The following is a 14,685-nucleotide window of genomic DNA, read 5'->3' as shown; positions in this document are numbered from 1 at the left end:
GGTAGAAGTTTTTTGCAGGTCGTGTTTTCCTGGCTGCGCGTGCCTACCCGGTGCGGTCTGCAGCTGTCGGTAATAACGTCGGATAAAAACAGAAGGGGACGATATGGCAGCCAGCTTGTGGTTTGCGGTAGCCTGCGGCGTGGTCGCAGTCATTTATGGTTTGGTGTCGCGTAGCTGGATCCTGCGCCAGGATCCCGGCAACGCGCGCATGCAGGAAATCGCCCTGGCCATCCAGCAGGGCGCGGCCGCCTACCTGGCGCGCCAGTACCGCACCATCGCCATCGTCGGCGTGGTGCTCCTGATCGCCATCTATGCGCTGCTTGGCCTGCATACGGCGCTGGGCTTCCTGATCGGCGCCGTGCTGTCGGGCGCCTGCGGCTTCATCGGCATGAATGTCTCCGTGCGGGCCAATGTGCGCACGGCGCAGGCGGCCACCCTGGGCATCAACCAGGCGCTCAATGTGGCGTTCAAGGGCGGGGCCATCACCGGCATGCTGGTGGTCGGACTGGGCCTTTTGGGCGTGACCCTGTTCTACTGGCTGCTGGTGACGACGGGCGCGCCCGGCCTGACGCAGCACGACCTGATCAAGCCCCTGATCGGCCTGGCCTTCGGCGCCTCGCTCATTTCCATCTTCGCGCGGCTCGGCGGCGGCATCTTCACCAAGGGCGCCGACGTCGGTGCGGACCTGGTGGGCAAGGTGGAGGCGGGCATTCCCGAGGACGACCCGCGCAACCCGGCCGTCATCGCCGACAACGTGGGCGACAACGTGGGCGACTGCGCCGGCATGGCGGCCGACCTGTTCGAAACCTATGTCGTGACCCTGATCGCCACCATGCTGCTGGGCGCACTGCTGATGGCCGAGGCCAGCAGCACGGCCATCCTCTATCCGCTGCTGCTGGGCGCCGTCTCCATCCTCGCCTCCATCGTCGGCTGCTCGATGGTGAAGACCAGGCCGGGCGCAAAGATCATGTCGGCCCTGTACACGGGACTGTGGTGGGCAGCCGGCCTGTCGCTGGTGGGCTTTGCCGTCGTCACGTGGCTGCTGTGGCCCGACGACGCCATGCGCTACAAGATGCTGGGCGCCACCGTCGTCGGCATCGTCCTCACGGGCCTGATGGTGTACATCACCGAGTACTACACGGGCACGGACTTCAAGCCCGTGCGCCACATCGCCGAAGCGTCGACGACGGGCCACGGCACGAACATCATCGCCGGCCTGGGCGTGTCGATGAAGTCGACCGCCTATCCGGTGCTGGCCGTCTGCGTCGCCATCCTCGTCTCGTACCAGCTGGCCGGCCTGTACGGCATTGCGATTGCCGCCACGGCCATGCTGTCGATGGCCGGCATCATCGTCGCCCTCGACGCGTATGGCCCCATCACGGACAACGCGGGCGGCATCGCCGAGATGTCGGGCCTGCCCGACTCCGTGCGCGCCATCACCGATCCTCTGGATGCCGTCGGCAACACCACCAAGGCCGTCACCAAGGGCTACGCCATCGGCTCGGCCGGCCTGGCCGCGCTGGTGCTGTTTGCCGACTACACGCACGCGCTGGAATCGGTGGGCCAGCACATCACCTTTGATCTGTCGAACCCGATGGTCATCGTCGGCCTCTTCATCGGCGGGCTGATACCCTACCTGTTCGGCGCCATGGCGATGGAAGCCGTGGGCCGTGCGGCCGGCGCCGTGGTGGTGGAAGTGCGGCGCCAGTTCCGCGACATCAAGGGCATCATGGAAGGCACGGCGCGCCCCGAATACGACAAGGCCGTCGACATGCTGACGGCGTCCGCCATCCGCGAAATGATCGTGCCGTCTCTGCTGCCGGTGGTGGTGCCCATCGTCGTCGGCATGCTGCTGGGGCCCGCCGCGCTGGGCGGCCTGCTGATGGGCACGATCGTGACGGGGCTGTTCGTGGCCATTTCCATGACCACGGGCGGCGGTGCCTGGGACAATGCGAAGAAATACATCGAGGACGGACACTTCGGCGGCAAGGGTTCCGACGCCCACAAGGCGGCCGTCACCGGCGACACCGTGGGCGACCCGTACAAGGATACGGCCGGCCCGGCCGTCAATCCCTTGATCAAGATCATCAATATCGTGGCCCTGCTGCTGGTGCCGCTGCTGCCGGCCACGGGCTGGCTGGCCGTGGCCGCGCCGGTGCCGATCCACGCGCCGCTGCCGCCCATTCTGGCGCCAGCCACGCCCGCGCCAGTGCTGCCGGCGCAGTAAGGCAGCACACTCCCGACAGCCCCGTGGCCCCGCCGCGGGGCTGTTTGCTTTTGCGCCAGTGAAACTTTCCTGCCATCCATATCCTCAGCGTATCAAAGGTGAGCAATTGTTACGGCTGCTTTGCTTGTGCCGCTGGCCTGCCAATAATGGAGTGAGCTTCATCGTTGGCGTTGGATGGCAGGAGGATGTCATGGACAACAATCACAAGAGCAATCGCAAGGCAGGCGGCATACGGCTGGCGCTGCTGGTAATGGGGCTGGCGCTGGGTGGCGGCGCCTGGGCCGCGCCTGGCGGCCACGGCGGTCACGGCGGCCATGCTGGGCATGGCGGTCTTCACGCTGGCCACGGCCATTTCCACGGCCGTCCGCACGTGGGCGTGTGGCTGGGCTCGAGCTGGGGCTATGGCTATGGCTATGGCTATGGGCCAGGGTGGTATGGCGACCCGTGGTATGGCTATCCCTATGGCTACCCGTACGGGCGCGTGGTCGTCGTGCAGCCGCCGCCCGTGTATGTCGAGCAGGGCGGCGTACCGACGGCACAGATGTGGTATTACTGCGCGCGGCCGCAAGGGTATTACCCATACGTCAAGAATTGCAGCACGGCCTGGCGTGCCGTGCCACCCGATAGCGTGCGCTGAAGGGGACGGAAATGAACACGAGAACCTTATTGGGGCGTGCCGGCTTGCTGGCGCCCCTCTTGCTGGCCGCGTGCACGGTGATGCCGGAGGGGCCGTCGGCCATGGTCTTGCCCGGCACGGGCAAGAGTTTCGAGCAGTTCCGCAGCGATGACGGCAGTTGCCGCGGCTATGCGCAGGCGCAGCTGGGCGGTGCGTCGGCGCAGCAGGCCGGCGTCGACAGCGGCGTGCGCAGCGCGGCACTCGGCACCGTGCTCGGTGCGGCGGCCGGCGCCGCCATCGATGGCGGGCATGGCGCCGGCGTGGGTGCCGGCACGGGTTTGCTGTTTGGCGCGCTGGCGGGCACGGGCGCGGCGGACAATTCATCGCATGGCATGCAGCGCCGCTACGATAATGCTTATCAGCAATGCATGTACGCGAGCGGCCACAAGGTGCCGGTCGCCGGGCAGATGCTGAGTGGCGTGCCGGCGAATGCCGCCACGCCGCCGCCCGATACGCCGCCGCCCCGGTATTAGGCTGCCAGGCTGCCACAACGCCTGGCACGACCGTAGCGAGCGGTAGGGGGAGGCGGTTGCGACGCGCAACTGTACGGAGCTACAGTGAGCATCGCGGACCGCATCACGCCGCGCAGCAGGTCTTGACAGGCGTGCTTAGAAGCGCGACGTCAGGCCGACAAACATGCGGCGTCCCGGCACATAGTAGTCGACCAGGCCATCGGCCATCGGGCCCTTCTTGAACAGGTTTTGCACACCGCCACGCACGGTCCATTGCGGCGTGACCTTGTACGACACGACGGTGTCGACGATGGTGTAGGCCTTGTCGGCCAGCTTGCCGGCATCGAGTTCCTTGCCCGTGTACTGCGCGGACACTTCGCCGAACAGCTGGTCGTTGACTTGCCAGCCCAGCGCCGAGTACCACGACAGCTTCGGCGTGGACAGCAGGTTGGCGCCCGTGGTCAGGTTTTTCGCCTCCGCCATGTAGGTGACGTTGTTACGCCAGTTCAGGTTTTTCGTCAGCGGGATGGTGGCCGTCGCTTCCAGGCCACTGGTGCGCGCCTTCTGGATATTCGTCATCTTGGTCCACCACTGCTTCTGGAAAAAGCCCAGCGGCGCGTAATCGATCTTGTTCTTGAAATCCGTGTGGAAGTAGGTCAGGCCCACATCCCAGCCATTCTGTTCCCACGCCACGCCGATTTCGCCGGCCGTGCTCGTTTCCGGCTTCAAGTCCGGATTGCCGGCCATGTAGCAGCCGCCCGTGATGTAGCCCAGCGGCTTGAGGCTGCCGCAACCGCGCCCGCCCGACTGCGTGGCCGCCGCCGGCGAATTTTCCTTCAGGCTCGGGGCACGGAAGCCTTGCGAGACGCCGCCCTTGATGGTCCAGGCCGGGGCAGGGTGGTACACCAGGTACAGGCGCGGGCTGTAGTGGTTGCCGAACTTGCTGTGGTGGTCGAGACGCAGGCCGGCCGTGGCCGTCAGGTTGTCGCGCAAGAACAGCTGATCTTCCGCAAACAGGGCCGAGGTGGTGCCGGACAGGGTCGCGCCGCTCACGGGATTGCCCAGGTAATCGGTGGGCACGGTGCCGATGGTGTCCGTGTTCGTCAGTTCCTGGTGCTTCCACTGGCCGCCCATCACCAGCATCTGCTCGATGCCGCCCCAGCCGACGCGTTTTTCCAGGCTGGCATCGAGCGTGCTGTCTTTGGATTTCGCCACCGTGCCGACGACTTCGTTGTCGAAGTCATTGTGGTACAGGTTGACCGTCGTCTTGCCGAAGTCCCAGCGGCCTTCGTAGCCGAGGCTGACGCTCTTGCGTATCAGCTTGCTCGCGCCCCAGGCGCCGAACAGCGGGTAGCCATCTGCATCGAGGGTGGTCGAATCGGTGGCTTCCTGCCTGCCGTAGCTGGCGTCCAGCGACAGATTCTGCTTCTTGCCCAGCGCCCAGTTCAGCTGGCCCGTGACAGTCTGGTTGCGTTCGCCGCCGATGCCGCCCGATTTGCCGATCGCTTTCTCGTCGGGATTCTGCCGGCTCTGGGCCACGCCCAGGCGCATGCCGACCGTCTCCGACAGGGGGCCGGCCAGGTTCACGCCCAGCTGGTGCGCCGTGCCGCGGCCGCTGTCCTGCGGCTGCGTGTAGTTGGCCGTGGCCGAACCGTTCCACTTGCCCGGCACCTTGCGCGTGATGATGTTGATCACGCCGCCCATGGCGTCCGAGCCGTACAGCGAGGACATGGGGCCGCGCACCACTTCGATGCGCTCGATCATGTCGGGCGAGATCCAGTTCAAGTCCTGGCGGCCCAGGTCGGGACGGTAGGCCGTGTCGGCCGAGCTGCCCACGCGCTTGCCGTCGACGAGGATCAAGGTGTATTTGTCGGGCAGGCCGCGCAGCTTGATCTTCGACGCTTCGCCTTCGGGGCCGGTGCCGCCCGTCACGCCGGGGATGCGGCGCAGCAGGGTGTTCAAGTCATACACGGGCTGGCGCTCGATTTCCTCGCGCGTGATGACGCTGATGCTGGCCGGCGCATCCTTGATGTCGATGGCCGTGCCCGAGGCGGTGACGACCACCGTGTTCATGGTGGGATCGGCGGCCACATTGCCTTCGGCCCAGGCGCTGCCGACGGCCAGCGACAGCAGGCAGGGCAGGAGCAGGGCGGTGCGGTACGGTGGGAGGGCAGGGCGGGTGGCAAGTGGTGTGGCGACGACTGGACTGCGGTTTGACATGGTGAACTTTCCCGAATGTTGTTATTTCCTGGCTGCCTTTCGGGTGGCTTGGGTGCGAAATGATTAAAAATGCAATAAAATAAGGTTGAATTTCATGAATGAGAATAAGAATCGTTCTTATTGTAGTGCCATACTGGCAAGAAAGAAAGTGCTAGCCGGAAATAAAACGCCGTATCCATTTCTTTGCCTGCGTTGTGAAACGGGCTGGCAGGGCGTTGCCGCGCCCCGCGGTGTGAAAAAGTGTTACGCCGTTTGGATCTGGCGCGGCCCGGGACAATAATGAAGGACAAGTATCTGGGGAGGCGCCATGAGCATCTTTTTCAGCACCCGTTTCAGCGCCTGCGGCATGCTGGCTTTGGCAGCCTGCGCGGCCTTGCTGGCCGCAGGTCACGCCCGTGCGGCGGAGCCGGCGCCATCGGAAGCGCTGCCCGTGTGCCGGCTCGATCCGCGCGACAGCACGAAACTGGCCGTCGAACCGTGCCAGCCGGCGCCGCCCGTGCAGCCGCGACGCGCTGTGACGCAGGTGATCGGCCGCATGCCGGCGCAGCGCGCCGTGCCCCCCGCCGTCGTCATGCCGTCCTTGCCGCCCAGCCCGGCCGTGCCCATGCCCAGCCTGCCGCAACCGATCGGTTCCTGCGACCCTGGCGGTTGCCGCGACGCCTCGGGCGCGCGCTATAACGGCGCCGGCAATGCGACGCTCGACGCCAACGGCCGCATCTGCCATCGCAACGGAGCGTTCGTGCAATGTTTCTGACCATTCCATGAGATGAGGAAGCAAGTTTTCGCTGGGGACCCGTGAAATTGGCTACAATTGTCGCCGACATTACGTTTACGTAAACGTAACTGTGGCATCATGCGACATCGCATTCGGGCCGGGAACACGGCCATCACCATTCAGGAGACTTCATGCAAATTCAGGACAATGTATTCATCATCACGGGCGGCGCTTCGGGCCTGGGCGCGGCCACGGCGCGCATGTTGACGGCGGCCGGCGGCAAGGTCGTGCTGGCCGACGTGCAGACCGAGGCGGGCCAGGCGCTGGCCGCCGAACTGGACGGCGTGTTCGTGCAATGCGACGTCACGTCGGAAGAGGACGGCATGGCCGTAGTGGCGGCCGCCACCAAACTGGGCACCTTGCGCGGCCTCGTCAACTGCGCCGGCGTGGCGCCGGCCGTGAAAACCGTGGGCAAGGATGGCCCGCATCCGCTGGCGCTGTTCCAGAAGGTCGTCAACATCAACCTGGTGGGCACCTTCAATATGTGCCGCCTGGCGGCCGACGCCATGGCGAAACAGGAGGCGACGGCCGAAGGCGAGCGCGGCGTCATCATCAACACGGCTTCCGTGGCGGCCTATGACGGCCAGATCGGCCAGGCCGCGTATGCCTCGTCGAAGGCGGCCGTGGTGGGCCTGACCCTGCCGATGGCGCGCGACCTGTCGCGCAACGGCATCCGCGTGATGACGGTCGCTCCCGGCATTTTCGAAACGCCTATGCTGCTGGGCATGCCGGCCGAAGTGCAGGATGCGCTGGGCAAGATGGTGCCGTTCCCATCGCGCCTGGGCAAGCCCGGCGAGTACGCGCAGCTGGTCAAGGCCATCGTGGAAAACGTCATGCTCAATGGCGAGACCATTCGTCTGGATGGTGCCATCCGCATGCAGCCCAAGTAAGGGGCAGCGCCCTGACGGGCATTTGATGTAGGATACCCCCGTATGGGGCGTACAGCCTTGCTCGGCTGTGCGCCCTTTTTTTATCGGAGAATCCATGATCACATTGAAGCCGCTGGCGTTGCGCCTGACCTTGCTGGGGGCCCTGGCCGCCGTTCCCGCCACCTTCGCCTTTGCCGAAGTGCCGCAGAAGGCGCCGGAAATCGCCACCGCGTATGCGGAAAAATCGGGCTGGACGGCGCAGAAATTCATGGTGGCCGCCGCCAACCCGCTGGCGGCCGATGCCGGCTACCAGATGCTGAAACAGGGCGGCAGCGCCATCGACGCGGCCATCGCCACGCAGCTGGTGCTGACCCTGGTCGAGCCGCAATCGTCGGGCATCGGCGGCGGCGCCTTCCTGCTGTACTCGAGCGCCAAGGGCGTGCAGGCGTTCGACGGCCGCGAAACGGCGCCCGCCGCCGCCGACGAGCACCTGTTCCAGAACGCGGACGGCAGTCCCGTCTCGCGCGCCACCGGGGTGGTGGGCGGGCGTTCCGTGGGCGCGCCGGGCGTGCTGCGCATGCTGGAACTGGCGCACAAGGAGCACGGCAAGCTGCCGTGGGCGACCCTGTTCGGCCCCGCCATCAAGCTGGCGCAGGGCGGCTTCCCCGTCAGCCAGCGCCTGAACGGCCTGTTGAGCTGGGACCAGGCCCTGAAGCGCGACCCGGTCGCCGCCGCGTATTTCTATGACAAGCAAGGCCAGCCCTGGTCCGTCGGCCACGTGCTGAAAAACCCGCAGCTGGCGCGCACCCTGCGCGACATCGCCCGTGGCGGCGCCGACGCCTTTTACCAGGGCCGCATCGCGCGCGACATCGCCGCCAAGGTGGCGTCCCATCCCACCAATCCGGGCAAATTGACGGCGCAGGACATCGCCGGCTACCGCGCCAAGGTGCGCGTGCCCGTGTGCAGCGACTACAAGGCCTGGACCGTGTGCGGCATGCCGCCGCCATCGTCGGGCGGCATCGCCATCGCGCAGATGCTGGGCATGCTGGAAGTGAAGGATATCCGGCCGTATCCGCCCGTCGACGGCGTGCTCGATGCGCAAGCCATCCATTTATTCTCGGAAGCGGGGCGCCTGGCCTACGCGGACCGCAACCGCTACGTGGCCGACACGGATTTCGTGCCGCTGCCTGGCAACGGCATCGCGTCCATGCTCGATAAGAGCTACCTGGCGCAGCGCGCCGCACTGATCGGTGAAAAATCCATGGGCCGCGCCTTGCCCGGCACGCCGCCGGGCATGCAGGTGGCGTGGGGCATGGACAATGCGCTGCAGCGCCCGTCGACTTCGCACCTCGTGGCGGTGGATAAATTCGGCGGCGGCCTGTCGATGACCACCAGCGTGGAAGACGCGTTCGGCTCGCGCCAGATGGTCGACGGCTTCCTGCTGAATAACCAGCTGACGGATTTCTCGTTCGATTCGCGCGATGCGGACGGCCCCATCGCCAACCGCGTCGAGCCGGGCAAGCGCCCGCGCAGCGCCATGTCGCCCACCCTGGTGTTTGAAAAGGGCACGCAGAAGCTGGTGCTGGCCACGGGGTCGCCGGGCGGCTCGTCCATCATCAACTATGTCGCCAAGGTGCTGGTCGGCACCATGGACTGGGGCCTGAACGTGCAGCAGGCGATCAGCCTGCCGAACTTCGGCAGCCGCAACGGCCCGACGGAGCTGGAAAAGGGCCGCGCGCCCGCCGCCCAGGTCGAGGCGCTGCAGGCGATGGGCCACGAGGTGCGCGTGATCGAACAGAATTCCGGCTTGCAGGGCATCATGCGCCTGCATGCGCATGGCAAGGATTTCTGGTTTGGCGGCGCCGATCCGCGCCGCGAAGGCATGGTGCGGGGAGATTAATTGCCGCCAAACTTTTCCACAAAGCATCAAGACCCTGCTAATCTGCCGGCATGGGAATGCAAAATAAAACAGGCTTGATACTGACGGGAGGGGGCGCCCGTGCCGCCTACCAGGTGGGGGTGCTGCAGGCGATCTCGGCGATTCTTTGGGAAGCGGGCTGGGCACCGGCGCGCAATCCCTTCGACATCATCTGCGGTACCTCGGCCGGCGCCATCAACGCCACGGCGCTGGCGTGCCGGGCCGACAATTTCGGCGAAGGCGTGCAAAAGCTGCTCGACGTGTGGCAGCATATCGAGGTCGAGCAAGTCTACCGCGCCGATTCGCTGGGCGTGATCCGCTCGGGCGCGCGCTGGCTGTCGCTGCTGTCGTTCGGCTGGCTGTTGCGCCAGTGGCACGCGTCGCCGCCCAATTCCCTGCTCGACAATACGCCCCTGGTGAGCCTGCTGCACCGCATGCTGGACTTGCCGCGCCTGGACGCGGCGCTGGCCGACGGCCTGCTGCATGCGCTGGCCGTGACGGCGTCGTCGTATTCGGGCAGCCGGCACATGACGTTTTACCAGACGGCCGCCGAGATCGCGCCGTGGGTGCGCACGCAGCGCCTGGCCCTGCCGGACCAGATCGGCGTCGAGCATCTGCTCGCTTCGGCCGCGATTCCCTTCATCTTCCCCGCCGTGCCCCTGTACGTGGGCGGCCAGCGCGAATACTGCGGCGACGGTTCGATGCGCCAACTGGCGCCGATTTCGCCGGCCATCCACCTGGGCGCGAACAAGGTGCTGGTGGTGGGTGCCGGGCGCATGACGGAACCGGCGCCCGGCGCGGCCGAATCGGCGCGCTACCCGAGCCTGGCGCAGATCGCCGGCCATGCGCTGTCGTCGATCTTCCTCGACGGCCTGGCCGTGGATATCGAACGCCTGAACCGCATCAACCTGACCCTGTCGATGCTGCCGCCCGAATTGCTGGGCAAGACGGCGCTGCGGCCCGTGGAGTTGCTGGTCATCGCGCCATCCGAGCGGCTTGACGCCATCGCCAGCCGGCATATCGGCAGTCTGCCGCGGCCGATACGCACCATGTTGTCGGGAATCGGCGCGGCCGAAGCCCGCGGCGCGGCGCTGGCTTCGTATTTATTGTTCGAATCGACGTATACTAACGAGCTGATCCGTCTTGGACAGCGCGATACGCAAGCCCGCAAGGATGATGTCCTGGCGTTCTTTGGTTCCTGAGACGGCCCTTGGAGCGGCGTGCGGGTTTTTCGCGTTTTTTTTGACAGGACGACTGTGCTGGTATTTCGACGTGTTTGCGATGTGGTGTTGTTATTCAGTCTACTATTGAGTGGCTGGGCCGGGGCGGCGCCCGCGCGCACCTTGCGTTTCGACCAGCTCAGCGTCGAACATGGCCTGGCGCAGGAATCCGTGCTGGCCATCGCCCAGGACCGGCAAGGCTATATGTGGTTCGGCAGCCAGTCCGGCCTGAGCCGCTTTGACGGCTACCGCGTCGTCGTCTACAAGAATATCGAGGGTGACAGCACCAGCCTGGCCGACAACTGGGTCGGCGTGCTGCACGTCGATAGCCAGGGCCAGCTATGGGTGGGCACGGACAATGGCCTCGACCGTTTCGATTCGGCCAGCCAGACCTTCATCCACTACCTGCCCAAGGAAAAAAGCAAGCGCGGCAACGGCAACCGGCATATCCACGCCATCCTCGACGATGGCGCGCGCGGCTTCTGGATCGCCACCTCGGACGGCTTGCAGCATTTCGACCATGCCACGGGCGCCTTCCGCAGCTGGCACCATGAAGAGGACAACCCGCACAGCCTGGGCGACAACGAGATCAAGACGCTGGCGCTGGACGCGCAAAAGCGCCTGTGGATAGGCACCGTCACGGGGCTGGACATGCTGGCGCCGGGCAGCGAGCGCTTCGAACACTTTGCCGTCGACACGACGCCCGGCTCGAAGTACAACGTCATCCAGTCGCTGCTGATCGACCGCCAGCAAAACCTGTGGATCGGCACCATGGCCGGCGCCGAACGCTGGCGCCTGGGGGCGGCCGGCCAGGCGCCGCAGTCGCGCGTGCGCCTCGGCGAGAAAAATGGCTTTTCCGCCATCCGCGTCGCCAGCCTGTACCAGGATATCGACGCCACGGTCTGGGTCGGCAGCAATGCCGATGGCCTGTTCCGCTGGCTGCCCGAGAGCGACACCTTCCTGCAGTACCGCCACCAGACGGGCGACAAGTTCAGCGTCGCCGACAACCAGCTGTCGTCGCTGTACCGCGACCGCGCCGGCACCTTCTGGGTCGGTTCCTGGTACAACGGCGTGAGCCGGGTCGACCTGGGCAGCGGCGGCTTTTCGCGCATGGTGCGCGCGCCCGGCGACGTGGGCGCGCTGGCCGACAAGAAAGTGCGGGCCCTGGCCGATGCGAGCGGCGGCAAGCTGTGGCTGGCCACCAGCAGCGGCTTGAAGCTGTACGACACGCGCGATGGCACGGCGCAGCTGTTCGACATCCGCGCCACGCCCGGCATGGCGCGCGACGAGCAGGTCTCGTCGCTGTACCTGGCGCCCGACGGCGTGCTGTGGGTGGGCGGGCGCACGGGCTTGCACCGCTTCGACCCGCTTACGCGGCGCTTTTCCACCACGCGCTTTGCCGTCGGCGATCCGAACAGCGACACGATCCGCAATATCGCGGGAGAGCGCAGCGGCAAGCTGTGGGTGTCGTCGCGCGGCGGCGTGCACCTGTTCGACCCCGTCAGCAAGCAATTCACCACCTACCGCCACGATCCCGCCGACCCGAACAGCCTGTCCGACAACATGGTGCGCCCGGTGCTGGAAGACAGCAAGGGCCAGCTGTGGATAGGCACCTTCCATGGCATCGACCTGTTCGACCGCGCCACCGGCCATTTCCGCCACTTCCGCCACGACCCGCAAAACCCGCACAGCCTCAGTCACGATGAAGTGCATTTCCTGCACGAGGACAAGCGCGGCGTGCTGTGGGTGGGCACGGCCAATGGCCTGAACCGCATGGACGTCGATGCGAAGGGCGAGATCCGCTTCCGCCGCTTCCTGCGCAAGGACGGCATGGCCGACGATGCCGTCGCCAGCATCCTGGGCGACGACAACGAGCAGCTGTGGCTCAGCACCAACAGCGGCATCACCCGGCTCGACATGCGCAGCGGCTTGTTCCGCAACTACGACAGCGCCGACGGCACGGTGGAAGGCTCGTACTTCGACGGCGCGGCGCTGCGCGCGGCCGACGGCACCATGTATTTCGGCGGCTTCAATGGCATGACGGCCTTCTCGCCGCGCGACATCCATGACAACCGCGTGCCGCCGCTGGTGGCCATCACCGAGCTGCAGATCTTCAACAAGCCGGTGGCCATCGGCCGCGGCGAATTCGCGCGGGTGCTCGCCACGGCCATCGACCATACGCGCACCCTGAGCCTGACCAGCCGCGAGAGCGTGTTTTCCCTCGAATTCGCGGCGCTGCATTTCGCCGCGCCGCAGCGCAATGTGTTCGCCTACCGGCTCGAAGGTTTCGACCAGGACTGGGTCATGACGAATGCGGGCCGGCGCTTCGCCACCTACACCAACCTCGATCCCGGCAATTATGTCTTCCGCGTCAAGGCGGCCAACAAGGACGGCGTGTGGAACGAGAGCGGCGCCACCCTGGCCATCACGATCCTGCCGCCATTCTGGAAAACCTGGTGGTTCCGCACCCTGATGGCGCTGTTGCTGCTGGGCGCCGTGTATGGCGCCTACCGCCAGCGCATGCGCACGGTGCGGCGCCAGCAGAACGAACTGGAAAAGCAGGTCAGCGAGCGCACGGCCGAGGTGTACCAGAAGAACGCCGAGCTGCAGAGCAAGGAAATCGAGGTGCTGGCGCAGTCGGACAAGCTGGCGCAGGTCAACAGCAGCCTGAAGAAAAACGAGGAAAGCCTGCGCCAGGCCAAGCGCAAGGCCGAGGATGCGACGCGCCAGAAATCGGAATTCCTCGCCAATATGAGCCACGAGATGCGCACGCCGCTGGCCGGCGTGATCGGCATGCTGGGCTTTGCCCTGCGCGATGAGCAGTTGCACGATGCGACGCGCGAGCAGATCCTGCGCGGCCAGGCCAATGCGCAGTCGCTGCTGGTGATCATCAACGACCTGCTCGACTTTTCCAAGATCGAGGCGGGCAAGCTGAGTATCGAAAACATCGATTTCGCGCTCGGCGCGGCGATCGAGAACGTGGTCAGCCTGTTCGAGGAACAGGCGGCCGCGCGCAGCATCGGCTTTTCCATCGACTTCGCGCCCGACTTGCCGCCATTCGTGGTGGGCGACCCGACGCGCCTGCGCCAGGTGCTCGTCAACCTGGTCGGCAATGCCTTCAAATTTACCCAGCGCGGCGGCGTCAGCGTGTACGTCGAGCGGGCCGGGGTGGCCGGCATGCGTGGCGGGCGCCAGGTCAACCTGATTCGCTTCACCGTCAGCGACAGCGGCATCGGCATCGACGCCGAAGCGATGGCGCGCCTGTTCCAGAAGTTCGAGCAGGCCGATGCCAGCACCACGCGGCGCTATGGCGGCACGGGCCTGGGCCTGGCGATCTGCCGCCAGCTGGTCGAGCTGATGCAAGGCGAGATCGAGGTGGCCAGCACGCCGGGGCAGGGCAGCATCTTCACGTTTACGCTGCCGCTGGCCGATGGCGTGGCGCCGCCGCTGGTGCCGCAGGTGGCGCTGGCGCCGCACAGCCACCAGCTGCGCGTGCTGTGCGCGGAAGACTTCCCGACCAACCAGATCATCATCCGAGTCATGCTCGAGGAGCTGGGACACCGGGTCGACGTGGTGGCCAATGGCGTGCTGGCGGTGGCCGCCTGCGTGCATACGCGCTATGACCTGGTGCTGATGGACGGGCGCATGCCGGAGATGGATGGCGCCACGGCGACGCGCTTGATCCGCGTCGGCGGCTGGCCCGAGCAGCCGGTGCGCGACCAGGAATTGATGATCGTGGCCCTGACGGCGAATGCCAGCGAGGAGGACCGCAGCCGCTACCTGGGCGTGGGCATGGACGATTTCCTCAGCAAGCCAGTCGACGAGGCGGCGCTGCATGCCTTGCTGGCGCGCGCCATCGAGCGCCAGCTGCAGCGCGGTTTCATGCTGCCGCGCATGCCGGGCGCCGCGCCGCGCGGCGTACAGCGCGGCCAGGCCGAACTCGATGCGCTGTTCGGCGTCGCACCGGCCGCCGGCACGGCGCTGCCGGCCCAGGCCAGCCGCGGCGGCGAGCTGCAGCGCCGCATCCGCACCGCCTTTGTCGCCGACCTGGAAGGGCGGTTGCACGAACTCGACGTGGCCCTGGCCGCGCGCGACAAGGAGGGCGCGGGGCGCCTGCTGCACGGCTTGAAGGGCAGCGCCGCGTATCTCGATGAAACGGCGCTGCACATGCTGTGCACGGAACTGGAGGAGGCGGCCGACGGCGGCCGCTGGCAACAGGTGGCCCTGCATTTGCCGCGCCTGCACGCACTGCTGACGCAAATCGCCGTTTTGGACAGGGAAATGTAAAATATACAAGATCGGCAATCGGAATCGGCCGGAAACTCGGT

General features: G+C 66.3%; 9 protein-coding genes. 8 read left to right on the top strand and 1 reads right to left on the bottom strand.

Translation table 11 applies throughout. The features are described 5' to 3' along the window. Nucleotides 1–103: 103 nt before the first annotated feature. From YQ44_RS19955 to YQ44_RS19945, 3 genes are all read left to right on the top strand, one after another. Complete coding sequence (locus YQ44_RS19955) at nucleotides 104–2,227, top strand: sodium-translocating pyrophosphatase (RefSeq protein ID WP_071324867.1); 2,124 nt, start codon at nucleotides 104–106, stop codon at nucleotides 2,225–2,227. Between the two features lie 190 nt (nucleotides 2,228–2,417). Further along, complete coding sequence (locus YQ44_RS19950) at nucleotides 2,418–2,864, top strand: hypothetical protein (protein WP_071324866.1); 447 nt, start codon at nucleotides 2,418–2,420, stop codon at nucleotides 2,862–2,864. 11 nt (nucleotides 2,865–2,875) lie between these two features. Then, nucleotides 2,876–3,376, top strand: coding sequence for a glycine zipper family protein (locus YQ44_RS19945; protein WP_071324865.1), 501 nt, complete (start codon nucleotides 2,876–2,878; stop codon nucleotides 3,374–3,376). 135 nt (nucleotides 3,377–3,511) lie between these two features. Here YQ44_RS19945 and YQ44_RS19940 read toward each other — a convergent pair whose 3' ends face one another. Then, complete coding sequence (locus YQ44_RS19940; protein WP_071324864.1) at nucleotides 3,512–5,575, bottom strand: TonB-dependent receptor domain-containing protein; 2,064 nt, start codon at nucleotides 5,573–5,575, stop codon at nucleotides 3,512–3,514. A 307-nt stretch (nucleotides 5,576–5,882) separates the two neighbouring features. Between YQ44_RS19940 and YQ44_RS19935 the strand changes: the two genes are divergently transcribed. The 5 genes from YQ44_RS19935 to YQ44_RS19915 all read left to right on the top strand — a co-directional run bounded on the left by YQ44_RS19935 (nucleotide 5,883) and on the right by YQ44_RS19915 (nucleotide 14,644). Next, nucleotides 5,883–6,329: a hypothetical protein gene (locus YQ44_RS19935; RefSeq protein ID WP_156894920.1), complete on the top strand. Its 447-nt coding sequence runs from the start codon at nucleotides 5,883–5,885 to the stop codon at nucleotides 6,327–6,329. 152 nt (nucleotides 6,330–6,481) lie between these two features. Further along, nucleotides 6,482–7,240 (top strand): 3-hydroxyacyl-CoA dehydrogenase, encoded by a 759-nt coding sequence (locus YQ44_RS19930; RefSeq protein ID WP_071324863.1) that lies wholly within the window; start codon nucleotides 6,482–6,484, stop codon nucleotides 7,238–7,240. A gap of 94 nt (nucleotides 7,241–7,334) precedes the next feature. Next, nucleotides 7,335–9,119, top strand: coding sequence for a gamma-glutamyltransferase (ggt, locus tag YQ44_RS19925; protein ID WP_071324862.1), 1,785 nt, complete (start codon nucleotides 7,335–7,337; stop codon nucleotides 9,117–9,119). A gap of 50 nt (nucleotides 9,120–9,169) precedes the next feature. Further along, complete coding sequence (locus tag YQ44_RS19920) at nucleotides 9,170–10,339, top strand: patatin-like phospholipase family protein (RefSeq protein ID WP_071324861.1); 1,170 nt, start codon at nucleotides 9,170–9,172, stop codon at nucleotides 10,337–10,339. Nucleotides 10,340–10,444: 105 nt separating this feature from the next. Then, nucleotides 10,445–14,644: a hybrid sensor histidine kinase/response regulator gene (locus YQ44_RS19915; RefSeq protein ID WP_232250951.1), complete on the top strand. Its 4,200-nt coding sequence runs from the start codon at nucleotides 10,445–10,447 to the stop codon at nucleotides 14,642–14,644. The last annotated feature ends 41 nt before the right edge of the window (nucleotides 14,645–14,685 follow it).

The sequence above is a fragment of the Janthinobacterium sp. 1_2014MBL_MicDiv genome, from assembly GCF_001865675.1.
Lineage (GTDB): Bacteria > Pseudomonadota > Gammaproteobacteria > Burkholderiales > Burkholderiaceae_D > Janthinobacterium.
The sequence above is the reverse complement of the archived record's forward strand: the minus strand, read 5'-3'. Positions and strand labels throughout refer to the sequence as shown.